20 protein-coding genes are annotated in these 24,417 nt (G+C 60.9%); 15 read left to right on the top strand and 5 right to left on the bottom strand.

Translation table 11 applies throughout. The annotated features are described in order from the left end of the window. The first annotated feature begins 2 nt into the window (after positions 1-2). The 8 genes from KF827_RS07790 to KF827_RS07755 all read left to right on the top strand — a co-directional run bounded on the left by KF827_RS07790 (position 3) and on the right by KF827_RS07755 (position 7,409). Entirely contained in the window at positions 3-518 is a 516-nt protein-coding gene (locus tag KF827_RS07790) for a FixH family protein (RefSeq protein WP_291002985.1), read from the top strand. After that, a complete protein-coding gene (locus tag KF827_RS07785) occupies positions 515-2,944 on the top strand; it encodes a heavy metal translocating P-type ATPase metal-binding domain-containing protein (protein ID WP_291002982.1) in 2,430 nt (809 codons plus the stop codon). Before KF827_RS07790 ends, KF827_RS07785 begins: the two co-directional genes overlap by 4 nt. Further along, positions 2,941-3,114, top strand: a complete 174-nt coding sequence (gene ccoS / locus KF827_RS07780; protein WP_291002979.1) for a cbb3-type cytochrome oxidase assembly protein CcoS — start codon at positions 2,941-2,943, stop codon at positions 3,112-3,114. Before KF827_RS07785 ends, ccoS begins: the two co-directional genes overlap by 4 nt. Further along, a complete protein-coding gene (locus KF827_RS07775) occupies positions 3,111-3,290 on the top strand; it encodes a hypothetical protein (RefSeq protein ID WP_291002976.1) in 180 nt (59 codons plus the stop codon). Before ccoS ends, KF827_RS07775 begins: the two co-directional genes overlap by 4 nt. 111 nt (positions 3,291-3,401) lie before the next feature. After that, positions 3,402-4,679, top strand: coding sequence for a porin (locus KF827_RS07770; RefSeq protein ID WP_291002973.1), 1,278 nt, complete (start codon positions 3,402-3,404; stop codon positions 4,677-4,679). A gap of 70 nt (positions 4,680-4,749) precedes the next feature. Then, entirely contained in the window at positions 4,750-5,265 is a 516-nt protein-coding gene (locus tag KF827_RS07765) for a PAS domain-containing protein (protein WP_291002970.1), read from the top strand. A gap of 120 nt (positions 5,266-5,385) precedes the next feature. Next, a complete protein-coding gene (locus KF827_RS07760; RefSeq protein ID WP_291002965.1) occupies positions 5,386-6,669 on the top strand; it encodes a DUF1217 domain-containing protein in 1,284 nt (427 codons plus the stop codon). 56 nt (positions 6,670-6,725) lie between these two features. Beyond that, positions 6,726-7,409: an SOS response-associated peptidase gene (locus KF827_RS07755; RefSeq protein WP_291002962.1), complete on the top strand. Its 684-nt coding sequence runs from the start codon at positions 6,726-6,728 to the stop codon at positions 7,407-7,409. Here KF827_RS07755 and KF827_RS07750 read toward each other — a convergent pair. From KF827_RS07750 to KF827_RS07740, 3 genes are all read right to left on the bottom strand, one after another. Further along, the gene (locus KF827_RS07750; protein ID WP_291002960.1) at positions 7,401-8,591 is read right to left on the bottom strand and encodes an acetate/propionate family kinase; all 1,191 of its coding nucleotides are present in this window, start codon (positions 8,589-8,591) and stop codon (positions 7,401-7,403) included. The genes KF827_RS07755 and KF827_RS07750 overlap by 9 nt on opposite strands. Beyond that, on the bottom strand, positions 8,591-10,975 hold the full coding sequence (locus KF827_RS07745; RefSeq protein WP_291002957.1) for a phosphoketolase family protein: 2,385 nt from the start codon (positions 10,973-10,975) through the stop codon (positions 8,591-8,593). The genes KF827_RS07750 and KF827_RS07745 overlap by 1 nt, the downstream gene beginning before the upstream one ends. Positions 10,976-11,059: 84 nt before the next feature. Continuing rightward, entirely contained in the window at positions 11,060-11,395 is a 336-nt protein-coding gene (locus KF827_RS07740) for a GIY-YIG nuclease family protein (RefSeq protein WP_291002952.1), read from the bottom strand. 83 nt (positions 11,396-11,478) lie between these two features. On the opposite strand from KF827_RS07740, the gene KF827_RS07735 reads away from it, so the two are divergent. The 3 genes from KF827_RS07735 (at position 11,479) to KF827_RS07725 (ending at position 12,976) form a co-directional block, all read left to right on the top strand. Continuing rightward, positions 11,479-12,006 carry a DUF2239 family protein gene (locus KF827_RS07735; RefSeq protein ID WP_291002949.1) on the top strand — a complete coding sequence of 176 codons (528 nt, stop codon included), beginning with the start codon at positions 11,479-11,481 and terminating at the stop codon, positions 12,004-12,006. A gap of 68 nt (positions 12,007-12,074) precedes the next feature. Continuing rightward, entirely contained in the window at positions 12,075-12,665 is a 591-nt protein-coding gene (locus KF827_RS07730; protein WP_291002946.1) for a TetR/AcrR family transcriptional regulator, read from the top strand. 23 nt (positions 12,666-12,688) lie between these two features. Beyond that, entirely contained in the window at positions 12,689-12,976 is a 288-nt protein-coding gene (locus KF827_RS07725; RefSeq protein ID WP_291002943.1) for a hypothetical protein, read from the top strand. Between the two features lie 28 nt (positions 12,977-13,004). Here KF827_RS07725 and KF827_RS07720 read toward each other — a convergent pair whose 3' ends face one another. Further along, complete coding sequence (locus KF827_RS07720; protein WP_291002940.1) at positions 13,005-13,628, bottom strand: TetR/AcrR family transcriptional regulator; 624 nt, start codon at positions 13,626-13,628, stop codon at positions 13,005-13,007. Positions 13,629-13,708: 80 nt separating this feature from the next. On the opposite strand from KF827_RS07720, the gene KF827_RS07715 reads away from it, so the two are divergent. Genes KF827_RS07715 through KF827_RS07705 form a run of 3 tightly spaced genes read left to right on the top strand, consistent with a single transcriptional unit; the run spans position 13,709 to position 15,800 of the window. After that, on the top strand, positions 13,709-14,485 hold the full coding sequence (locus KF827_RS07715) for an SDR family NAD(P)-dependent oxidoreductase (protein WP_291002937.1): 777 nt from the start codon (positions 13,709-13,711) through the stop codon (positions 14,483-14,485). A gap of 29 nt (positions 14,486-14,514) precedes the next feature. Beyond that, positions 14,515-14,991 carry a hypothetical protein gene (locus KF827_RS07710; RefSeq protein WP_291002934.1) on the top strand — a complete coding sequence of 159 codons (477 nt, stop codon included), beginning with the start codon at positions 14,515-14,517 and terminating at the stop codon, positions 14,989-14,991. Beyond that, positions 14,988-15,800 (top strand): GAF domain-containing protein, encoded by an 813-nt coding sequence (locus KF827_RS07705; RefSeq protein ID WP_291002931.1) that lies wholly within the window; start codon positions 14,988-14,990, stop codon positions 15,798-15,800. The genes KF827_RS07710 and KF827_RS07705 overlap by 4 nt, the downstream gene beginning before the upstream one ends. Here KF827_RS07705 and KF827_RS07700 read toward each other — a convergent pair. Next, positions 15,797-16,252, bottom strand: a complete 456-nt coding sequence (locus tag KF827_RS07700) for a TspO/MBR family protein (RefSeq protein ID WP_291002928.1) — start codon at positions 16,250-16,252, stop codon at positions 15,797-15,799. The genes KF827_RS07705 and KF827_RS07700 overlap by 4 nt on opposite strands. 555 nt (positions 16,253-16,807) lie before the next feature. On the opposite strand from KF827_RS07700, the gene KF827_RS07695 reads away from it, so the two are divergent. Then, positions 16,808-24,417 (top strand): cadherin-like domain-containing protein (locus KF827_RS07695; RefSeq protein WP_291002925.1); only part of this gene is annotated, 7,610 nt, incomplete at its 3' end.

Genomic DNA, 24,417 nt, shown 5'->3' with positions numbered 1-24,417 from the left:
CTATGGCTGCAGCAATCAGATCCACAGCAATGCAATCCAAAGCGATGCAATCGCGGGGGCGCTGGATTCCCTGGCTGTTCGTGGCCGGCTTTCTGGTGGTGATCGGCGTGAATGCCACGCTGATCATGTTCGCCACCGATACCTTCAGCGGGCTGGTTGTGCAGCATCCCTATCAGAAGGGGCAGGAATTCGACCGCACCAAGGCGCGCCTGGCCGAACAGGCCGCCATGGGTTGGCAGGTGACGCTGAACCGCGAGGAAAAAGCCGATGGCACCATCGTGCTGCAACTCGCCTTCCGGGATGCCGATGGCAAGCCGCTGGACAATCTGTCCATCGCGGCGGAATTGCAGCGGCCGGTGGAAAATCTCGCGGCTTTGGAACTGGGCTTCCGGCCCGATGGTGCCGGCCGCTATCGCGCCGAATTGCTGCCGCCCAAGCATGGTCAATGGGATTTGCATTACACAGCCAGTATCGGCGAGCGGCAATATGAGGGCGCGGAGAGGCTGTTCGTGCGATGAATGCTGCGCTGCTGCAATTGACGCGGGGCGATGTTGCCGGGCCAGCGGCCTCGGCGGCAACCGCCTGCGTGCATTGCGGCGGCGAGATCGGCGCAGCACCTATCGATGGCCGTTTCTGCTGCCGGGGCTGCTCCGGCGCTTATGCCATCATCAAAGGCCTTGGGCTGGAGCAGTATTATACCCTGCGCGGTAATGCTGCGTTGGGCGAGCGGCCTGAAACAGCGACCGACGGTATCGACTGGAACGATTTCGTCGTGCCGCTCGCCGATGATAAGGCCGCCGGTTATCGTATCGAATTGCTGGTGGAAGGCCTGCATTGCGCGGCCTGCCTGTGGCTGATCGAACAGGCCCTGCATGCCCAGCCCGATGTGACCGTTGCGCGGGTTTCGGCCACCACGCGGCGGCTGCATCTGGAATGGAAAGGCAAGCCCGAGCGCGTGAATGCGCTGGGTGCCATCGTGCAGAGCCTGGGCTATCGCTGCCTGCCATACACGGCGGAGGGTCTGGAGCGTGCCGGCCAGGCGGAAGAGAAGGCGTTGCTGCGCGCCATGGCGGTGGCCGGCTTTGCCGCCGCCAATATCATGCTGCTCAGCGTTTCGGTCTGGTCGGGGCATCTCGGTTCGATGGGGCCGGCCACGCGCGATTTGTTTCATCTGCTATCCGGCCTGATCGCCATTCCCACCATTCTGTATGCCGGCCAGCCATTCTTCCGTTCGGCCTATGCGGCATTGCGCCAGGGCCGCAGCAACATGGATGTGCCGATCTCCATCGGCGTGACCCTGGCGGCGGCGGTGAGCGTGGCCGAGTTGGTTCGCTCGGGCCCGCATGCCTATTTCGATGCGGCCGTGACGCTGTTGTTTTTCCTGCTGGTGGGGCGCTATCTGGATCGCCGCGCGCGCGGCGTGGCCCGGCGCGGCGCCGAACGGTTGATCGCTTTCACCGCGCGGCCGGTAACCGTGTTGACCGCCGAGGGCCCGCGTCAACGGCCTGCCGCCCGCGTGCAATTGGGCGACCGCGTGCTGGCGGCCAGCGGCGAACGCATTGCCGTGGATGGCGTGGTGCGCGAGGGCGTGTCGGCGCTGGATGCCAGCCTGATCGATGGCGAAACCATGCCGCGCCCCATTGCGCCGGGCGGCAAGGTGTTCGCCGGCATGATCAACCTGGATGCGCCGCTGCAACTGGATGTTACCGCCGTGGGGCGCGATACGCTGCTGGGCGAGATCGCGCGCCTGATGGAAGCCGCCGAGCAGGGCAAGGGCCGTTTCGTGCAACTCGCCGACAAGGTGGCGCGCTATTATGCCCCGGTGGTGCATCTCACGGCCTTGCTCAGTTTTCTGGGCTGGGTGTTCATCGGCGATGCCGATATCCGCAGTGCCATCCTGATTGCCGCCGCCGTGCTGATCATCACGTGCCCCTGTGCGCTGGCGCTGGCGGTGCCGGTGGTGCAGGTGGTGGCCAGCAGCCGCCTGATGGCCGCCGGCATCCTGTTGAAATCCGCGTCGGCGCTGGAGCGTTCGGCCGGGATAGATACCATCGTATTCGACAAGACCGGCACGCTCACCATGGGCGAACCGCGCCTGCTGGTCGATCCGGCATTGCGGCCCGAGGATCTGCGAGCGGCGGCTGAACTTGCCGCACGCAGCCGGCATCCGCTTTGTCGTGCGCTGCTGGCGGCCTGCCCCGATGCTTGGCCGGCCGAGGGCGTGGAGGAGGTGAGCGGCGGTGGCCTGCGGCGCGCCACTCCGGATGGCGAGATGCGCCTGGGCAATGCGCGTTTCTGCGGCCTGCCGCCCAGCGACGATGCCATGCCGGGCAGCGAAATCTGTTTTACGCGGCCAGGCGCCGCGCCGCTGCGTTTCCGATTTCAGGATGCCTTGCGCAGCGATGCCGCCGAAACCATCGCAACGTTGCGCGGGCGCGGCTATCGCATGCTGCTGCTTTCCGGTGACCGCATGCCGGTGGTGCGCGAAATCGCCGGGCAATTGGGCATAGCCGAGTGGCGCGCCGAAACCGATCCGCTGGGCAAGGCGGCCTGCATCGCCGATCTGCAGCGCCAGGGCCATCGTGTGCTGATGGTGGGCGATGGACTGAACGATGCCGTGGCCTTGGCGGCGGCCGATGCCTCGCTGTCGCCAACCAGTGCGCTGGATGTGGCGCAGAATGCCGCCGATGCGGTGTTTCGCGGCGGACGTTTGATGGCGGTGGCGGATTTCCTCAAGCTGGCCAACGCCAGCCGCCGGTTGACGGTGGAAAATCTTGGGCTGGCGCTGGTGTATAATCTGTTTGCCGTGCCGCTGGCGATTGCCGGCTTTGTCACGCCGCTGGTAGCGGCGGTGGCGATGTCGTCATCCTCGCTCGTAGTAGTGCTGAATGCGCTGCGCCTGCCACGTGGACAAGAGACGCGCAAACAGGAGAGCCAAGCATGACCATTCTGCTCTATCTGATTCCCGCTGCACTCGGCCTCGGCCTGCTCGGCATGGTGGGCTTTCTGTGGGCCTTGCGCTCCGGGCAATTCGACGATCTGGAAGGCGAGGGACAGCGCGTACTGTTCGACGACGCCGATGCACAACAGCGGCTAAGGAGGCCGAAACAATGAATATCATCGGATTCTGGGTGATGAGCGTGCTGACCGTGCTGCTCGGCATCGTTGGCGTGGTGATTGCCGCCCGCGCACATGATTTCGGCGCCACTTTCTTCGGCTTGGGTCTGGCGGTTTTCGCGGTAATCTACAATTACTGGGCCGTGCTGTATTACGACGCGAATAAGGCGTAAGATCACGTTGCTGGCGGGTGTGACGGCGCTCACATTTCCAGCGCTTGCTCTCCGGCTGCAGCTGCGCCATGTCTGGCGTCAGGTTCGCCGCCAAGTTTGCAGGAGTTGGCCATGCAGCAGCATTTGCGTCTTTATTCAGCCCTCGTCGGATTATCCGCGCTTGCCATTGCCGATGCGTCTTTCGCGCAGGTGAAGGCCGAGGCCCCGAAGATCACCGTGGGCGGTTATCTCGCCGAAGTGTTCAAGGTTCAGGATCGGCCCAACAATCCCACGCAAGTGGACCGCAACAGCACGGCGCTTTCGGCGGATGCGGAAATCTGGTTCAACCTGCGTTCGGTGCTGGATAATGGCCTGGTGATCGGCGGCCGCGTGGAACTGGAGGCTTCCACCGAGGCCGACCAGATCGACGAACGCTACCTGATCCTGGAACGTAGCGACCTCGGCCGTGTCGAATTGGGCTCCACCGATCGCGCCACTTCGAAAATGGTTTATGGCGCGCCGATTGCCATACCGGGCTATGGCACGGTTGATCCCAGCGGACCGATTGCCATCACCCTCGCGCCCACCGGCGCGCGCACGGCGGGCAATTACAGCAAATTCGTCGGCGATGATGCCGAGGGCATCAATCTCTACACAGCGGCGGATCGGTATTTCGGCTCCAAGGCCGGCAAGGGCCTGATGCTCGGTTTATCCTACGTGCCCGATGGCTGCGAGGATTTCAGCCAAGCCACCGGCACGGCGGCAGCCAATGTCACGGCCGGCTCCGGCCGCTCTTGCGGCGGCGGCTTCGGCAGCACGGTGAATGCCGGGCAATTTTCCAACGTCTACACGGTCGGCGCCAATTACGTAGAGAGCTTCGGCAGCCTGGATATCGGCCTGTATGCCGGCTATGTGCGCTATTCCATCGAGGCCAACACCACATCGGGCGGAGCCACCATCTTCAAGCAGAATGGCCTGCAGGGTTACGCCTTCGGCGGCATGCTGACCTACAATATCCAAGGCGGCTCTGCCGTGCAGGTGGGCGGCCTTTACAAGAATGAAGAGACCGGCTCGAAAAATCCGGCAACCGGGCTAGGCGGCGATCAGCGCGATGTTTACACCGCCGGCGCTCGTTATATCAGCGACGGCACGCGCACCGGTTCCTACAGCCTCGGCGTGGATTATGCCCGCACCAAGACCGACCAGGGCAATGCGGCCGGCGTGGTTGTTGCGGGGCGCGACAGTTACACCTGGGTATCGGCGGGCGCCACCTACCAGCTTGGGCCGGGCGTTTTGGGCTTTGCCGGTTTGGGCCGTTATGAATACGAAGACGCAGTGGCGCCCACTGCCGCCGTGAACAACGATTCCAAGGTCAATTTCGGCCTTCTCGGCATGCGGGTGGATTTCTAGTTCCCAAGCCACCGCCTAATCTTTAAACTTCCCGGCAAGGTCCGATCCACAGGGCCGCCGGGAAGATTTTATGGATATCGACAGCACCAAACAGTGGCGTTACTGCATTCCGCTCGCCGAAGCCGATCTGGATCAGCGGTTGCGCGGGCTGTTGGATTTCTGGGCCGCCAAGCGCGGCCAGCGTCGTTTTCTCTCACGTGCCGATATCAATCCGCTGGAACTGCGCCATCTGCTCGGCCATATCCTGCTGGTGGATGTTGTGCGCCAGGCGGATAGGCCGCCGCGCTTCCGCTATCGTTTGTTCGGAACCGAGTTCGTGCATTACCACGGCGCGGATCAGACCGGCCGCTGGTTGGATGAGATCGGCTTGCCGGGCTTCCGCGAGGAATTGCTGCGGCTTTATACGGCGGTGGCGGAAGAGGGGGTCATGCGTAGCCTGACCTATGATTATACTATCGCCGAGGGCGTGCAGCGCTTCCAGGCCTTGCTGCTGCCGTTATCTGGCGATGGCCAGGTGGTGGATATGGTGTTTGGCTGCGGCGTGCCGGTAGAAACGCCGGCGAGCGCAAAGCGCTGGCAGGGTTAATGGCCGTAAACCATGTAATTTGGTAACAGAAGATTGCAGTCGTGGCTTTTGGGTTCAGGCTTGGTGCTGCCTGGGGGATAGTGCGGATAGAAAATTCCATCCGTGCGGGAGAACCCAGCCATGGCCGGCATCGATCTGAGCGTTCTATACAGCAGCTCTTCAAGCAGCAGCACCACCGGCAACACGCAATCCGCCGTGGCGGTGTATAAGCGCCTGCAAAAGACCGCCGACGAAAACGAAGCGAAATCCGACGATAGCAGCGCATCTTCCGTGCTGGATACGCAAATCCGCGAGATGCAGAATGCTGCCATCGCAGTGCGCAACAAGGTATATACCCGCGATAACGAACAGGTGCAGTCCGATGCGCAATACATGAAGTCGTTGGCTTCATCGGGCGCCACTGCCGATGAACTATTGAACGATGACCGCTTTCTGCGTATCGCGGCCGAAGCCAACGGTATGGGCGATCTGTATCGTGCCAACAAGGACCGGCTGAAGGAGATACTGGGCAGCGATCTGAACGACACAAATTCGGCGGCGCGCCAGGGTAGCGTGCATGAACTCGAACTGGCGAAGAAATTCAATCTCGGCGCCGGCGGCAACGATGGTATCAGCAGCAGCCTGGCGGCTTCCGAAGCTTCGACCTACAGCAGCATCAAGACCAAGGCCCTGCTGGAGGAAATCGCCGAGCCCAGCACCAGCGAGGCCGATGAAGCCTACGAATACGACAGCGATGAATATCAGATATTCATCAAGCGCAGCGATGTGCAGCGCGATATCAGCTATTTCAAGGAAAATATCGGCAACGTGAAATCGCTGGACGATCTGTTCGGCGATTCCCGGTTGCTGACTTTCGTGCTCAGCGCCTTCGATCTGGAAAGCGAAGCGACCAACAAGGGCAAGGTACGCAAGATACTGGAAAGTGATCTGAGCGACGAAAATTCGCTGGCCAACCGGTTCTCGGATACCCGCTTCCTGAAAATGGCGCAGTCGCTGAACATCGCCGAGGATGGGGTTTCCACCTTGACCGGCGACAGCATGGTGAGCAGCCTGGTGGAGAAATACCAGCGGCTGGAATACGAACGCCATCTCGATGAGCAGGCGCCCGGCGTGCGTGCCGCCATCGAATTCGGTCGCCGTATCCAGGATGCCACCTCCACGGTGAGCCTGCTGGCCGATAGCGTGTTGCGCGAAGTGGTGACGGTTGCCAATGCCATCCCGAAGGAAATCGCTTATCAGGAAACCGAGGCCCAGGTTACCGCCCTGGAACGCAAGGTGGATCTGGACGATTTGAAAAGCGATCCCGATGCAGTGGAAAAGCTGGTTTCGCGCTATTTGGTGCTGAAGGATTCCTCCTCCTCCTCCAGTGGCGGCAACAGCTACTTGCTCAATCTGTTTTCCTGACGCCACTTTGGTTAGGATTCCCGCTATCGGCTCGATTCGGGCCGGAAGGAGCGGGTATGTGCGGGCGGTTTGTGCAGAAGGCCAATCTCGAAGTGCTGGTTGCGATGTTCGGCATCGATGGTGGCCAGCGGCCCAACATGCCGGCGCGCTATAATATCGCTCCCACGCAAGCCGCGCTGGTTGTGCGTTTCAATCCGCAAACCGGCCGGCGGCAGATCGATCCGCTCAGCTTCGGTCTGGTGCCGCTCTGGGCCAAGGATAAAACCCGCGCCGCCGCGATGATGAATGCGCGCGGCGAAAGCCTGCATGAAAAGCCGACCTTCCGCGAAGCTTTTGCCGAACGCCGCTGTTTGATTCCTGCCGATGCCTTCTACGAATGGAAGGGCGAGGGGCGCGGCAAGCAGCCCTATGCCGTGCGGCCATGTGCGCCGGATGGTCTGTTTGCCTTTGCCGGCATCTGGGACCGTTGGCGCGATCCGGCCACGCGCGAAATCCATCGCAGCTTCGCCATCGTTACCACCGCCGCCAACAGCCTGCTTGCGCCGTTGCATGAACGCATGCCGGTGATACTGCCGGCCGAATCCTGGCCGCTCTGGTTGGGCGAGCAGCCGGGCGATCCACAGGGCCTGATCCGTAGCTACCCGGCAGACTTGATGCATGCCTATCCAGTGGATGTCGCCGTCGGCAATGTGGCTAACGACGATGCAGCCCTGCTGGATGAACAGCGGCTGCTAGCCTGAAGCGGCCTGTCGGCCCAGCAAACGGGCCGTTTCTTCGGCGATGATCTGTTCTTCGTCGGTGGGAATCACCAGGGCATGGATGCGGCTGGTTTGCGTGCTGATCGTTTGCGCATTGGCGGCATTGGCCTCGGGATCGAGCTGCAATCCCAGCCAGCGGATATACTTGCAGATTGCCTGGCGGATGGCGGGTTGATGTTCGCCGATGCCGGCGGTGAACACGATGCCATCCAGTCCACCCAGTCCGGCGGTGAGCGCCAGGATTTCACGCGCGGTGCGGAAGCTGAAATGTTCCAGCGCCTGCCGCGCTTCAGGTGCCGGGCTTTCCAGCAACAGGCGGCTATCGGCACTGATGCCAGACAGACCTAACAGGCCGGAGCGGTGATAGAGCAGGTCTTCCAGGCTGTCGGGCGTATGGCCGCCGCGTTGCAGCAGATGCAGCAGCACGCCGGCATCCAGCGTGCCGGGCCGTGTGGCCATCGGGATGCCGTCCAAAGTGGAAAATCCCATGCTGGTTTCGATGCTGCGGCCCTGATGCAGCGCGCAAAGGCTGGCGCCGCTGCCCAGATGCGCCACGATCACCCGGCCGGCATGCAGGGCCGGAAAATCCGCTGCCAGTTGGTTGGCGATAGAGTTGTAGGACAGGCCGTGAAAGCCATAGCGCTTGATGCCCGCATCATGCAATGAGCGGGGTAGGGCGAAGCGGCGCACAAGGTCGGCCTGGCGATGATGAAAGGCCGTGTCGAAACAGGCGATCTGCGGCAGATCGGGCAGCAGGCAGCGCAGCGCGCGGATCAGCCGCAAGCTTTGCGGTTGGTGCAGCGGGGCAAGCGGCACCAGTTCGGCGATTGCGGCCAGCGCGGTATCGTCGATACATACAGGCCCATCGAAACGATCACCACCATGCACCACGCGATGGCCGATGGCGGCTATCGCTTCGGTGCCGTAATGCCGCGCCAGCCAGTTGAAGGTTTCTTCCAGCAGCGGCGCCATATCGTCGTTGGCAGGCGCCTGCAAAGGCACAGCGATATCCTGTGCGCCTTGTGTCAGATGCAGGCGCAAGGGGTGCTGGTGCAGATCGATCATGCCGCGCCCGATCCGTCTCGGCTGCGCCGCCTCCAATGCATAAAGCCCCAGCTTTATGCTGGCCGAGCCGGGGTTGAAGGTGAGCAAGATGCGCGGCATCAGTAAGGCCAGGCCCAACTGGAAATCTCGGGCATATCCTCGCCATGTTCGCCGATATAGGCATGATGGGCGGCCAGCCTGTCTTCCGCCAGGTTGCGCAGTTTGGTTCCGGCCGCGCCCATATCGGGCAGGCGCTTGAGCAGCGCCAGTACCAGATGATAGCGATCAAGCTGGTTGATCACCGTCATGTCGAAGGGCGTGGTGGTGGTGCCCTGTTCACGATAGCCGTGCACATGGAAGTTGGCGTGATTGCGGCGGCGATAGACCAGCCTGTGCACCAGAGCGGCATAGCCATGGAAGGCGAAAATCACTGGCTTGTCGATGGTGAACAGCGCATCGAAAGCGGCATCCGTCATGCCATGGGGATGCAGATCGGCGGGCTGCAGGCGCATCAGGTCCACCACATTCACCACGCGCAGGCGCAGGTCTGGCAAATGCTGGCGCAGCAGGGCGGCGGCGGCCATGGTTTCGATTGTGGGCACATCGCCGGCACAGGCCAGAACGGCATCGGCGGCAGAGCTTGTTCCTGCAGGCCCGGTAGCCGCATCGGGATGGCCGGCCCAGGCCCAGGCGCCGATGCCTTGCGCACAATGTTCGATGGCCGAGGGCATATCCAGCCATTGCAATTGCGGATGCTTGCCCGCCACCACAACATTGATACGGTTGCGGCTGCGCAGGCAATGGTCGCCCACGGCCAGCAATGTGTTGGCATCGGGCGGCAGATAGATGCGGATCACATCGGCATTCTTGTTGGCCACCAGATCCAGGAAGCCGGGATCCTGATGGCTGAAGCCGTTATGGTCCTGGCGCCAGACATGCGAACTGAGCAGATAGTTGAGCGAGGCCACCGGTTTGCGCCATGGCACTTCGTTGCATACCTGCAACCATTTGGCATGTTGATTGAACATGGAATCGACCACATGCACGAAGGCCTCGTAAGTGGCGAACAGGCCATGCCGACCGGTGAGCAGATAGCCTTCCAGCCAGCCCTGGCAGGTATGCTCGCTAAGGATTTCCATCACCCGCCCATCGGCAGCAAGATGGTCGTCGGTAGCCAGGCGGTCGGCCATCCAGCCGCGATCGGTCACCTGGAAGACGGCATCCAGATGGTTCGAGGCGGCTTCATCCGGCGAAAAGAGCCGGATGTTTTGCGCTTGCGCATTGGCGGTCAGCACATCGCGCAGATAAAGCCCGAGTTGACGGGTGGCCTCGCCCATGCTGCGGCCGGGCTTTGGCAGATCCAGCGCATGGGCCCGGAAATCCGGCAGGTGCAGATCCCGCAGCAATAATCCGCCATTGCCCTCCGGCAGGCCGCTCATGCGTCGCTCAGGCCGGGGCAGAGCCTGTTCGATCCATGCGCGCGGCGCGCCTTCGGCGTCGAACAATTCGTCCGGTTTGTAGCTGAGCAGCCATTGCTGGAATTGCGCGCGGTGGTTTTCGTTGCCGCGCAGATTGGGGATCGGCACCTGATGGGCGCGCCAGGTGCCGGTATTGGGCAAGCCATCCACCTCAGCCGGCCCGGTCCAGCCCTTGGGGCTGCGCAGGATCAGCATCGGCCAGAGTGGCCGTTGGCCGGCAATGGCATCCGGCCGGCGCGCGGCCTGCTGGATGGCATCGATGCGAGCGAAGATGGCATCCATCGCAGCGGCCATCTGGCGATGCATGGCGGCGTGGTCGTCGCCGGCAACCACATACGGCTTGTAGCCATAGCCATGCATCAGATCGAGCAATTCGGCTTCCGGCAAGCGAGACAGGATGGTGGGGTTGGCGATCTTGTAGCCGTTCAGATGCAGGATCGGCAGCACCGCCCCATCGCGCGCTGGATTCAGGAATTTGTTGGAATGCCAGGCAGCGGCCAGCGGGCCGGTTTCCGCCTCGCCATCGCCGATGATGCAGGCAACAAGCAGATCGGGATTGTCGAAGGCTGCGCCATAGGCATGCGACAGCGCATAGCCCAGTTCGCCGCCTTCATGGATCGAGCCTGGGGTTTGCGGCGAGGCATGGCTGGGCACGCCATGGGGGAAGGAGAATTGCCGGAACAGTTTGGCCATGCCTTCGGCATTCTGGCCCACATCGGGAAACAGTTCGGAATACACGCCTTCCAGATAGGCGCCGGCAACCACGGCCGGAGCGCCATGGCCGGGGCCGACAATTTGCAGGATGCGGCGATCGGTGCGGCGGATGATGCGGTTGAGATGGGCGGTGATGAAATTCAAGCCCGGCGCGGTGCCCCAATGGCCCAGCGGGCGTGGCTTGATATCGTTTGCAGTGAGTGGCTGGCGCAGCAGCGGATTGCGCAACAGATAAATCTGCCCGATGGAGAGGTAATTGGCGGCGCGCCAGTAAAGGTCTAAGGCGGTAAAATCTTCGCTGGCCTGGCTCACGATTGTCTCCCGTAATGTTTTGAAATCAAGGCGGCGTTCGATTCAGTAGCCTGAGCCGGCATTCGCCTCCTTGATTTCGATCATTCATATCGCCTCGGCTTTGAGCTTTTTGCACCAATGGGTCAGGCGGTCTTTCAACTTGGCGTCGCGGATATAATCCAGTTCTTCCTCATCCAGGATTTCCATGCGCTGCAGCGTGAAGCTTTCGGCGCCATGCTGCTGCCAGGCCTGTTGCAGGTTGCGATGCGGATTGCCGCCCTGGCGCAGGGTGAACCATAGCCGGTTCTCAATCTTGTCGAGGTCCAGGCTGCGGCCTACCCAGCATTGTCCGCTGGTCTGACAGCGGATGGCATAGATGCCGGCTTGGCTTTTGCGCTCCTTATAGGCGGCAATCGCGGCTTTGCGCTGCATATTGGTCATGGTTTTGGCTCCAGTTTGTCTGCCGCGCTAATATCACCCGGGTAAAATATTGACAAGAAATATTATCCGGGTAAATTAATCCGATGACAGAGAATAGCTACAGCGCCTTTCAAGGCTTCAAGAAGATCGCTCAGGGCGGTTTGCCTACTGTGTCGGCGGCAGTGCGCGCTGCCGAGAAAGCCGATCCGCAGCAAACCCTTCTGGTATTCGACGATACGACAGGCGCGGTGGTGGACCTCGATCCACGCGGCCTGGCGGAACAAATGCCCGTTCCGCGCGGGCGAGGGCGCCCAAAGCTGGGGGTGATTGCCCGCGAGGTGACCTTGCTGCAACGCCATTGGGATTGGCTAGCCGCACAACCCGGCGGCGCCTCGCAGGCTTTGCGCCGGCTGGTGGATGCCGCACGCCGGGCCGATGGCGGGATCAGCGCGGCACGCCAGGCGCGTGAAGCGGCTTATCGCTTCATGGCTGGCATAGCAGGCGACCTGCCGGGCTTCGAGGAGGCCAGCCGTGCGCTGTTTGCCGATAACCGTGCGGCGTTTCACCGGCATGCGGCTGCCTGGCCGGCGGATATTCGCGCCCATGCCGAGGCGGTTGCCTGGGGCGACTGAGCCGAGACTTGACGTTTCTAGGTCGTTTGTCCTAATCTGTTTTTAGGTCAAATGTCCTAGAGGGTGATATGCGCGCTGAAACGACACGCCGGCAGATCGTGCAAGCGGCCGATGCGTTGTTTTATCAAAACGGTTTCGAGCATACCTCGTTTGCCGATATCGCGGCGGCCGTACAGCTTTCGCGCGGCAATTTCTATTACCATTTCAAGAGCAAGGACGAGATTCTGGATGCGGTGATTGCGCTGCGGCTGGAGAATACCGCACGTATGCTGGAAGACTGGGCGGCGGAAACCACCAATCCGGCCGACCGCATTCGCAGCTTCATAGATATTCTGCTGATGAACCGCGCCAAGATCATGCGTTTCGGCTGCCCGGTTGGCACGCTGTGCAATGAACTGGCAAAGCTGGAACATGTGGCCCAGGGCCGTGCCAACAGCATTTTCACGCTGTTCCGCACCTGGCTGGCCCGGCAATTCACTGAACTGGGCCATAAGGCGCAGGCCGATCACCTGGCCATGCATGTGCTGATGCACAGCCAGGGCGTGGCTACCCTGGCCAATGCTTTCCGCGACGAGGCGTTCATCCGCCGCGAAGTGGCGCAGATAAATGCCTGGCTGGATGGATTGTCGAAACCGAAAATCCGTAAGGCCTCGCGCTAGGCAAACAAAAAGGGAGTGGCAGAATGTTTGTGGTGTTTTTGAAATTCGCGGCCAACAAGGCGCAGGCGCCGCATTTCATGGATGGGCATAATGCCTGGATCAAGCGCGGTTTCGATACCGGTGTGTTCCTGCTTGCCGGCAGCCTGGGGCCGGGCCTGGGCGGCGGCATCCTGGCTCATGGCATTGCGCGTGCGGCGCTTGAAGCCTTTGTGGCGGAAGATCCTTTCGTAGCGCAGCAGGTGGTGACGCCGGAGATTTACGAGATCGCACCCGGCCGCAGCGACGAACGGCTGGCCTTCCTGCGCGGCTGAGCCAAGTCAAACGGGGGCGCAAAAAAAATCAAACGGCTTGCCGGCGTTTGCCCTGCGGTATGCCGAGATAACCGAACACCGCCCGTCGCACGCGATTGCGCAAAGAAGCCGCATCGGTTTCACCGAACAGCCCGGCGGAATCGATCATGCCACGGGTGAGGGCGGCCAGATCGCGCGCCGCCAGGGCCGGATCGGCAATGCCATGGGCGGCCAGCACCGAGGCGATGGCATGCACGATCTGCTGCTTCAGGGTTTCGGTTTCGGTCGTGATGGGCAGCAGGCTTTCGGCGTATTCCAGGCTGCGAGCCAGATTGGGGCGGCTGAGTTGATGCGCAATGCCGGCATCGATCAGGGCATCTATGGCCGGTGCCAGGCGTGCGCTCTGGCCTTGCTGGGCTGCCGTCTGCATATGGCCTAGCAGGATATTGCGCTTGCGGCGGATCAGTTCCGCGAGGATCGCTTCCTTGGTGGGAAAATATTGATACAGGCTGCCGATGCTGATGCCGGCCCTTTCAGCGATGGCATTGGTGTTGAATGCGGCCAATCCGCCGCGCTCCAGAATGCGAGCAGCCGCCTCAAGCACCAGATCGAACGTGGCCGCCGAGCGCGTCTGGCGTGGCCTTTTACGTGGATTGATGGCGGGTTTCGGCATGGTCTGGCAAGGCGAGTAGCATATGTGAGTATTTACTCATAAATTGCGGGGAATGTGAAACAAAAGCAAGAGAAATCGCCATGAACAGCGCCGAACGTGTCGCAGGAAAAGTCGTGTTGGTGACCGGCGGCACCGCCGGTATTGGCTTGGAGATTGCCCGCCGGTTGGCCGAGTTGGGTGCGCGTGTGGTGATCCTGGGGCGCGATGCGGCGCGCACCGAGGCGGCGGCTGCCAATCTGCCGCGATCAGCAGGCAGCCTGCCAGGCGAATATCTGGTGGCCGATCTGAGCCAGCCGGCCGCCCAGGCACGGGCGATTGCCGAGATCGAACAGCGCTGGCCTGACCTGGCCATCCTGGTGAACAATGCCGGGATGCAGGTGAATATGGCATCTGTCGGGATCGGTGATGACGGCTGCATGGCAGCCCTGCGCAGTGAGGTGGAACTCAATCTGATGGCGCCGATTGCGCTGAGCCTGGGCCTGATGCCGCTGCTGGCGCGCCAGCCTGCGGCCGCTATTGTGAATATATCCTCCGGCCTGGCCCTGGCGCCCAAACGCAGCGCGCCGGTTTACTGCGCCACCAAGGCCGGCTTACGGGTCTTTTCCACGGCTTTGCGCTATCGGTGCGCGGATGCAGCGCCTAATATTCGCGTCATTGATGCGGTGATGGCGTATGTCGATACCGCTTTGACGCGGGGGCGCGGTGGCGTCAAAATGGCAGCCGCGGATGCCGCCGCCGAGGTGGTGGCTGGCATGTTGCGGGGGTCTACTGAGATTTGGGTGGGCAAGACCCGGCTGCTGCGATGGGTGCATCGCTTATGGCCGAATATGGCCCGAAATATTCTACGCAACAGCTAAGGTGTTGCATGGTTCTTTATTGAGGTGTCGTGAGCGGCTGGATCGACGTTCTATCGCCAAGTTTGCGCAAGTTGCATAACGACTGGCTGCTGTTTCGTGGCAACTTCATGATGCCCGATGTGCAGGACTTCAACACATTCGCCAATGCGCCCGAGGTGATGGCCATCGAGGCTGCATCGGCAACGGTGATGCTGCCGATGCAGGGCGATCCGATTTTCAAGCATGTGGGCGGTTTGCTGTTGGATCTGTTGCCGGATTGCCGCAGCGGCATGAGTTTTGGCGCCATGCGCTCGCCGATCAGCCGCGCGGCGGTGATTGGACCTTTCATGCGCATCGCGCGTAGCCGTCAGCCGGAAACGCGGCGCCTGCAGCGCAGTTCGGCCATCGAAGTGAAGCATGATTGCGAAATCCTTTTGCTGCCCTTTGCCGATCGCAAGCTGCGTGTTTGCGTGGTTCATGCGGTGTATGATCTCAGCGGGATCAATTGGAAAAAGGCATTCCTATGAAGGCGCCGGAAATTCCAGGGAATGAAATATTCCGGCTTGCCGCGCTGCATGCGCTGCCGTTGCTCGACACCGCGCCGGAAGCCGATTTCGATGCCGTGGTGCGTATCGGACAGGCTTTGTTCAATCTGCCCACCTGCACGGTTACCCTGGTTGATAAGCACCGGCAATGGTTCAAGGCGCGGGTAGGCCTGGATGCGCCGGAAACCCATCGCGACGTTTCGTTCTGCGGCCATGCCATTTTGCAGGACGATGTATTCGTGGTGGCCGATGCCAGCCAGGATGAGCGTTTTCACGACAATCCGCTGGTAACCGGGGCGCCTTTCATCCGCTTTTATGCCGGGGCGCCGATCCGCCTGCCGAATGGCTATAGCATCGGCACGGTATGTGTGTTCGGGCCTGAGCCGCGCACAGGCATGGCGCCGGCAGAGCGCAAACTGCTGCAGGATCTTGCCGCGCTGGCCCTGGCGGCAATTGGTATGCGGGCGTTGCGCGACAATCTGGATCAGGCGCAAGCCGAAGCCGATCGATTGCGCCTGGTGGCAATGGCCTTGCCGCAGCCGGTGGCATTGGCCGATCCTGCCGGACGGCTGATTCTGGCCAACGAAGCCTTTGCGCAGTTCTGTTCGCGGCCGGCGGAGGAAGGCGAGGATGTTGCCGCTCTGCTGGATGTCGACGCTGCGATCTGGTCGCCCGCCGTCATGCTGGCTGCCGGCAATTATGAAGCCACCATACCCATGGCTGGCACACGACCGGCGCTGAGCGTGTGGCGCGATGCCCAGGGTTTCGTACTGGTGCAGGCGGGCCGTTAAGGATTGAGCAGGAACAGGCTGCCATTGAGCAACGCTGCGAAAGCCACCCAGGCAAGATAGGGCAGGAAAAGCAGCGCCGCCGGCCTATGCGGCCGCCATGCGGCCATGATGAAAGCGGCAACGGCAAGCAGCAGCAGCAGCACAATGATCAGCGCGCAGCCGATGGATTGCATGCCGAAGAAAACCGGCGACCAGATGAAATTCAGCGCCAGTTGCAGCCACCAGAGCCGCATGGCCAGGCTGCTGCGGATGTATCTCCAACATTGCCATCCGGCGATGGCGATCAGCAGATAGAGCAGGGTCCAGACCGGGCCGAATAACCAGTTCGGCGGATTGAAAACCGGCTTTTGCAATTCGGCATACCAAGGGCCGGGCAGGGTTTGCGAGCCGATCAGCAGGCCGCCGCCCACAACAAGCAGGATGAAAGCAATAAGGGGAATCGGGCGGGGCATCGCATCCTCAAGCTAAGGGGGCCGACCATGAAAGCTGCCGGCGCCCAACCAGCCGGATTATGCGCTTTGGCGGGCGGCTGCGCAAAACAGCCTCTACACATCAGCAATGCCTTTTTTACCACTACTTAATAGGGAGTCGGAGCAACCGCGTATGGTAACCCGGTATGATTGCTTTGAGGGGGTGCGCATTCGATTTATACTAAAGAACTAATCTTTAAAGATGCATTTTTCCACTTATAGAAGTGTTTCTTGCGCTTAAATGGCTTCGGGCCATTTTCTATATTTGGCTCTGCATAACTAAAAAAAACAACCTTAAGAAGATTTTATATGCAGAGTATCCCTGGCTGCATCGGTTGGCCGGTTGGCTTTTTGCAATTGAGAAAATCACCAATCTGCAATCGAAAATTACGATGAATCCTTGATCTCTTATACCCGCCTGGGTAATTCTCTAATCCAGAAGGCGTTTTTTAAGCTCATAATATACAAGCCTAGACTGCAATACATTAGATGGCGATCAGCGGTCGGTACTCGCTGTGATATCGAATGAGGAAACCAATGTTTTTGCGGCCGAAGAAAAATTCGAGCAAAAGGCATCATCTTGAGGCTGTATATCAGCCACTCACTCTGCGTGCGCTTGAGCCTCGCATCCTGTTCGATGCCGCCGCGCCGGCTGCGGTGACGGATGCAACGCAAAATCAATCGCAGAATGAACCGGCACAGCAAAGCCAGGATCAGCAGCAAGCCGAAGTAGCAGCGCTGATTGCGTCACTCACCCAGAACGAAGATGCGGTTGGCGAAGCGCAACAGGCTTCCGCTGCGGAAACCGGCGAGCTGGTAGCGCCGCCGCAAACCGCGCTGGAGGCCATCGAGAATAGCCCGAAGACCGTTGTGTTCATCGATGCCAAGGTGGAAGGCGCTCAGGCCCTGGCCGCCGATCTCGGGCCATCCGTGCTGGTGCGTTTCATCGGCGCCGATGAGGATGGCATTCAGGCGATCACCGATACGCTGGCCGGGCTGCAGAATGTGCGGGCCGTGCATATCCTCGGCCATGGCGATGATGGCGCCATTGCATTGGGCAGCGCCGTGCTCAATCTGGCAGCGCTGCAGCAATCGACTGCCGATATGGTTACGCAATGGGGGCAGGCGCTGGCGGCTGGCGGCGATCTGCTGCTCTACGGCTGCTCGGTGGCGGCCAGCCCCGATGGCACCGCATTCGTGCAGGAACTGGCCCGGCTGACCGGAGCCGATGTGGCAGCATCCACCAACGATACCGGCGCGGCCCTGCGCGGCGGCGACTGGGTGCTGGAATACAGCACCGGCAGCATCGAGGCATCGGTGCCGTTCAGTGATGAAGCTTTGACGACCTTCAATGGCCTGCTGGCCGATGAAAACCCGCCCACGGTGAATTCCTCGGCCACGGCTGGCCAGATATTCATCATCAATGAGGCAACCGAACTGACCGTGACACAATTCACTGTCAGCGATTCCGATTCAACCTCGGTGAACATCACCGTAACTGCCACCAATGGCACGATCAGCCTGGCCACCACCAGCGGCCTGAGCGGCCTGACCGGCAACGGCACCGGCAGCGTTACGTTCAGCGGTTCGGTGGCCGATGTGAATGCCGCGCTGAACGGCATGAAATACAAAGGCACCGAAGGCTCCGGCGCCACCGACGATTATACCGGCGCCGCCACCATCACGGTGCAGGCTGCCGATGCCAATGGCAACAGCAGCAAGACCATCAATGTGAATATCACGCCGGTGAACGACGTGCCGGTGCTGGTGAATAACGGCGCCACGGTGCAGGAAGGCGGCGAACTGACGTTCAGCACGGCCAATTTCACCACGGTCGATCCCGATAACCAGGCCGTACAGATCATCTACAAGGTTGAGGTGCTGCCAACCCATGGCACGCTGACCTTGAATGGCAATCCGGTGGTTGTGGGTACTGTGTTCGATCAGACCAAGATCGGCCAGTTGAAATACATCCATGACGGCAGCCAGGTGCCGAGCGATATCGTGGATAGCTTCAGCGTCAGTATCGAGGATGGCGCGGGCGGCATATTGGGCAAGGCCGGCGGCACGCCCAGCACGCCGATCCCGATCAATATCACCATCACGCCGCTCAACCAGGCTCCCACGGTGGAGGGCTCCACCGATGTTTACGAGGGCGAGACCGGCAAGGCGGTTACCATCACCATCGGCGATGTGGATATCGGCGACGGGCCGCACAGCATCGAGATTCTCAGCCTGCCCACAGAGGGCGTGCTGAAATACAACGGCGTGGCGGTAACGATCGGACAGATCATCATGTCTGATCAGCTTTCGCTGCTGACCTATGATGCCAGCGAGGACGAGCCGACCGGCCCCAAGACCTTCGATGTGCGGGTGACCGACAATGGCGGCGGCGAAGGGGCGGGCGCCAAGCTGAGCGTGGATGCCACCATCACGCTCAAAATCCTGCTCAACAACGACGATCCGGTGCTGCAAACCAACCAGCATGCCGTGATCGACGACGGCGCGGGACGCGAACTGCTGATCACCAATACCCTGCTGAGGGTGACCGATGTCGATTCCGGCGATGAAAACATCACCTTCACCCTGGTAACCGTGCCCTCTGGCGGCCAGGTGCAGATTTTCGATGGCTCCGATTGGAAATACCTGGTGGTGGGCGGTACCTTTACCCAGGATGATATCAACAACAATCTCGTGCGTTTTTTCGACACCGGTTCCACCGCCCGCACCGAAAGTTTCCAATTCACGGTGAAGGATGGCGGCATCCGCGCCTGGCCGGATACCCGCAATGGCGGCATCTATGATGATGCCAGCCAATCGGCGCCGCTCACCGTCATCACCTTCCAGATCGATGTGCCTTTCCGTGCCGGCGGGCCCGGGGGCGGAGCGTTGGATTTCGTGGCCGCCAATCAGGCGCCGTCTTCGATCACCGCCAATACCGTCACGCTGGATGAAGGCGCCACGGTTACCATCACGAATACCGATCTGATCACCATCGACGCGGATTCCACGCCGGAGCAACTGGTCTATCGTATCGAGAACGTATCCTCCAATGGCACATTGTATCGCAATGGCGTGGCTTTGGGGCTGTTTGACAGCTTTACCCAAGCTGATGTGAATAACGGCCTGATTACTTACGAGCATAACGGCAGCGAGAATTTCGTCACCACCTCCAATCGCGTGCAGTTCACGGTCAGCGACGGCAAGAATGTCAGTTCGCTGGTCAACATGGATTTCGACATCACGCCGGTGAACGACCAGCCCACGGCCACGGTGCTGAAGGTTCCGGTGGTGAATGAAGGCGGCAACACGCTGATCGACAACAGTGTGCTCACGCTGGCCGATGTGGATGGCAGCGGCGACAAGGCCGGTACCGAAACTTTCTCCACCGCCAATAATCTGACCTTCAAAGTGGTGGCCTTGCCCAGCCACGGCACGTTGATGCTGGATGCCGACAATAACGGCAGCTTCGAGACCACGGTTACCACCAGCACGGTGATTACCAAGGCTCAGCTCGATGCCGGCAATCTGCGCTATGTGCATGACGGCAGCGAAAACTTCACCGACAGCTTCCAGATCCAGGTGGACGACAACAAGGGCCAGGGCAACAGCCTGTCCGATCCCTACACCGTGAATGTGAAGGCCGCGCCGCTGAACGATCCGCCGGTAGCGGTCGAGCGCAAGGATATGGTGCTGATCGAAGGCGGCACCGGCACCATCAAGGGCAGCAACGGCACAGCCGGCGATGATTTCCGGTTGGTCTATGAGGATCCCGACAGCACCACCATCCAGCGGCAATACCTGATCACCACCAATGTGGCTTATGGCACGCTGAAGCTGAATGGCGCGACATTGGGTCTGGGCTCGGTCTTTACCCAGGATGATCTGGATAATAACCGTGTTACCTACACCCATAACGGCAGTGAGAATTTCGCCGATACATTCAACTTCACAGTACGCGATGGCGCAGGGGGCTCGGTCGATGGCTCCTACGATATCACCATCACCAAGGTGAACGACGCTCCCACGCTTACCGTGCCGGGCACGCAAACCTTTGCCACCACCACGCCGCTGGTATTCTCGGCGGCAAACAACAATGCCATCGTGGTGGATGATCCCGATTACAACGATCCCGGATTCGTGCTGGGTTCGGCCGACGATTATCTCAGCGTTACGCTTGATCTGCAGGTTTCCGGCGCCACTTATGCCGCGGCTACGCTCACCCTGGCATCCACATCCGGGCTTGCGGTCACCGGTAACGGCACCGCCACGGTCACGTTTTCCGGCACGCGCGCCGATGTACGCACTGCATTGGATGGGTTGCAATTACAGGTGCCGACCGATGAAGACCGGACGCTGCAGCTTGTGGTGACGGTGAACGACCAGATCAGCACCGGGCCGAATGTGAATAATGGCGGCGACGATCCGGCCAGTGCGGATGCAGGCTATAATTTCGTCACCAAGACGATCAACATCAACGCGTCCAATGTGAATGACGCCCCGGCGCTGACCGCGCCCGCCACGGTAACCGCTGTGGAAGATACCGCCCTCGAACTGAATGCCGATAACGGCTATCTGATTTCCATTGCCGACGCGGATTCCTTCGGCAGCAGCCTTTCGGTCACGCTCAGCGTCAATCATGGTACGCTGAAGCTCGGCACCACCAGCAATATCACCATCAGTGCCGGCGCCAATGAATCCGCCACGATGACCATCACCGGCAATCGCACCGCGTTGAACGCCGCGCTAGCCAGCCTCAGCTACACGGCCAGTGCCGATTTCAACGCCACCGGCGCGGGCGCATTCAATTCGCAGGCCGTCGATACCCTTACGGTGACGGTGAACGATAACGGCAATACCGGCACCGGCGGTGCCCAGACCGATAGTAAGACCGTGAATATCACCGTAACACCGGTGAATGATGCGCCCACCATCACGGTGCCGGGCGCCACGCAATATATCCTCACTGCGCAGGCGCTGGAATTCAACACCGGCAACGGCAATGCGATCAGCTTCTCCGATGCCAAGGATACGCCCTACGAACTGAGCACAGAAACCTACCGGCTTACCCTCGTCGCAACGAATACGGTTGGCAATGCCGCATTCGGTACGCTCACGCTGGGCAGCGTAACGGGCGTCACGTTCGTAAGCAGCACCAGCAATGGTTCCAGCACCATTGTGGTAGAGGGCACGCTGGCCGATCTGAATGCCGCGTTGCAGACGTTGTCCTATGCTCCGCCAGGCGGCAATCCCGATGCCACGGTGAATATTGCTGCCACCATCGACGACCTGGCCAATGGCGGCACCGGCGCGTTGACCGATACCAAGAATATCACCGTGATCCTGTCGGAATCCAACGATGCCCCGGGCGTTACCAAGCCGGCGCCGCAGGAAGTGAACGAAGATACCAACCTGACTTTCTCCACCGGCAACGGCAATGCCGTGGTGGTGACCGATAGCGACGATTTCGGCGGCAGCCTGACTGTGACGTTGTCGGTCAGTCATGGCACGCTCACGCTCAGCGGCCTGACCGGCCTCACTTTCGGCACAGGCGACGGCACCGCCGATGCAAGCATGACATTCACCGGTTCCAAGACCGCGATCAACAATGCATTGCAGGGCCTGATCTATCGCGGCAACCTGAACTACAACGGCGCCGATACGCTTTCCATCACGGTGAACGATAACGGCAATAGCGGGGCCGGCGGCGCGCAACAGACCACCGATACCGTCGCCATCACGGTGCATCCGGTGAACGACACGCCGACCGTGACCGTGCCGTCGGCGCAAACCACCAACGAAGACACGCCGATTGCTTTCGATGCCACCAAGCTGATCAGCTTTGCCGATGTGGATGACGGCGAGTCCGGTGGCACTAATTCGATGACCGTGATTCTGTCGGTCAGCCATGGCACCCTTAACCTCTCCAGCCTTACCGGCTTGACCATTGCGGCCGGTGCCAGTGACAGCAGCACCATCACCCTGATCGGCACCAAGGCGGCGCTGAATGCGGCGATCACCAGCCTGGTCTATACGCCGACCGCCAATTACAACGGCAACGATACGTTGACCGTGGTGTTGCGCGACGATGGCAATACCGGCATCGATCCGGGCCTCACCGGCACGGCGGTCTATGAACAGGACAGCAAGACCGTCGCCATCACGGTGAGCCCGATCAACGACCGGCCGACCATTACGGTTCCGACAGCGCAGACCATTGATGAAGACACCACGCTGACCTTCTCAGGCGGTACGCTGATCACACTTGCGGATGTGGATGATGCCGGCGGCATCGTGCGGGTTACCCTGAGCGTGGATCATGGCACGCTGGCCTTGGCCAGTACCACGGGTGTAACGGTGACGGCGGGTGCCAACAATAGCGGCACGATGACCCTGACCGGCACCAAGGCCGATCTGAATGCCGCCATCAACGGCTTGGTCTATACGCCGACCGCGAATTACAACGGCAGCGACACGCTGACTGTTGTGTTCAACGACCAGGGCAATACCGGCGCCGATCCGGGCACCAGCGGCGGCGCGAGCGATGAAGAACGCACGTCCACGGTGGCCATCACGGTCAATCCGATCAACGACCGGCCGACCATTACGGTGCCCGGCGTGCAGAATATCGGCGAGAATTCCACGCTGACTTTCTCTGGGGCTAAGCTGATCACGCTTGCGGATGTGGATGATGCGGGCGGCATCGTGCGGGTTACCCTGAGCGTGGATCACGGCACGCTGGCCTTGGCCGGCACCACGGGTGTAACGGTGACAGCGGGTGCCAACAATAGCGGCACGATGACCCTGACCGGCACCAAGGCCGATCTGAATGCGGCGATCAATGGCCTGGCCTACACACCCACCACCAGCTACAACGGCGCGGACACGCTGACCATCGTGTTCAACGACCAGGGCAATACCGGCGCCGATCCGGGCACCAGCGGCGGCGCGAGCGATGAAGAACGCACCGCCACGGTAAGCATCAATATGGGGCCGATCAACGATCAGCCGACCATCACCGCACCCGGTGCGCAGACCATTGATGAAGACAGCACACTGACCTTTACCGGCGGCACGCTGATAACCCTGGCGGATATAGATGACGAAGGCGGGGTTCTGCGCCTGGTTCTGAGTGTCGATCACGGCACGTTGTCGCTTGGCAGCACAACCGGGCTTACCTTCACGGCCGGCGGCAACAATAGCGGCAGCATGACCCTGACCGGCACCAAGGCCGATCTGAATGCGGCGATAGCCGGCATGGTCTATACGCCCACGGCCAATTACAACGGCAGCGACACGCTGACTGTTGTGTTCAACGATCAGGGCAATACCGGCGCCGATCCGGGTATCAGCGGCGGGGCGAGCGATGAAGAAAGCACTGCCACGGTGGCCATCACGATCAACCCGATCGACGATGCGCCGGTAATCACCGCACCCTCCGCGCTCACGCTCAATTCCGGCGGTGTGCAGTTGTTTACCGGGACGACAGCAATTTCGGTAAGCGATGTGGATGTCGGCTCCGGCAACATGACGCTGTCGCTGTCGGTTACCGAAGGCAGCTTGATGCTCACCGATCCGGCGTTGATCACCAGCGGCGGCAATAACACCAACAATATCGTGCTCACCGGTACGCTGAGTCAAATCAACACGGCCCTTGCGGGTTTGAGCTATACCATCACCAAACCCGCCGGCGGCACCAGCCTGCTCACCATCGTTTCCAACGATCTGGGCAATACCGGGGCAGGCGGTCCGCTCAGCACCACCGCTCTGGTGCAATTCAGCGTGCCATCCCTGGATACGCCGCCGCCCAGCACCACCACGCCCACACCGCCGCCGGTCGTGGTGGTTACGCCGCCGCCCACTTTGCCGCCGGTGGAGTTGACCAACACGGCGCTCAATCAGCCCAATGCGGTTTCCAACAACAACACCGGCAATTCCAGCGGTACATCCAGCACCTACGCCACCGGCGATTCTCAATTGGGCGGTGCGCCGCTCACCGTATCGTCTTTCGTGCAGAGCTTCTTCAGCCTGCCGATCAATCCGGTGGAACTTGCAGCCACCTTGCAGGATCGTGTGTTGGGCGAGCAGCAATCCGAAACATTCCAGATTCCGGCTTCCGCTTTCCGCCATTCCGATCCATCGGAACA

The organism is Ferrovibrio sp. (genome assembly GCF_019636075.1).
GTDB lineage: Bacteria > Pseudomonadota > Alphaproteobacteria > Ferrovibrionales > Ferrovibrionaceae > Ferrovibrio.
Note: the sequence above shows the minus strand (reverse complement) of the source record. Positions and strands in the feature narration are given on the sequence as shown.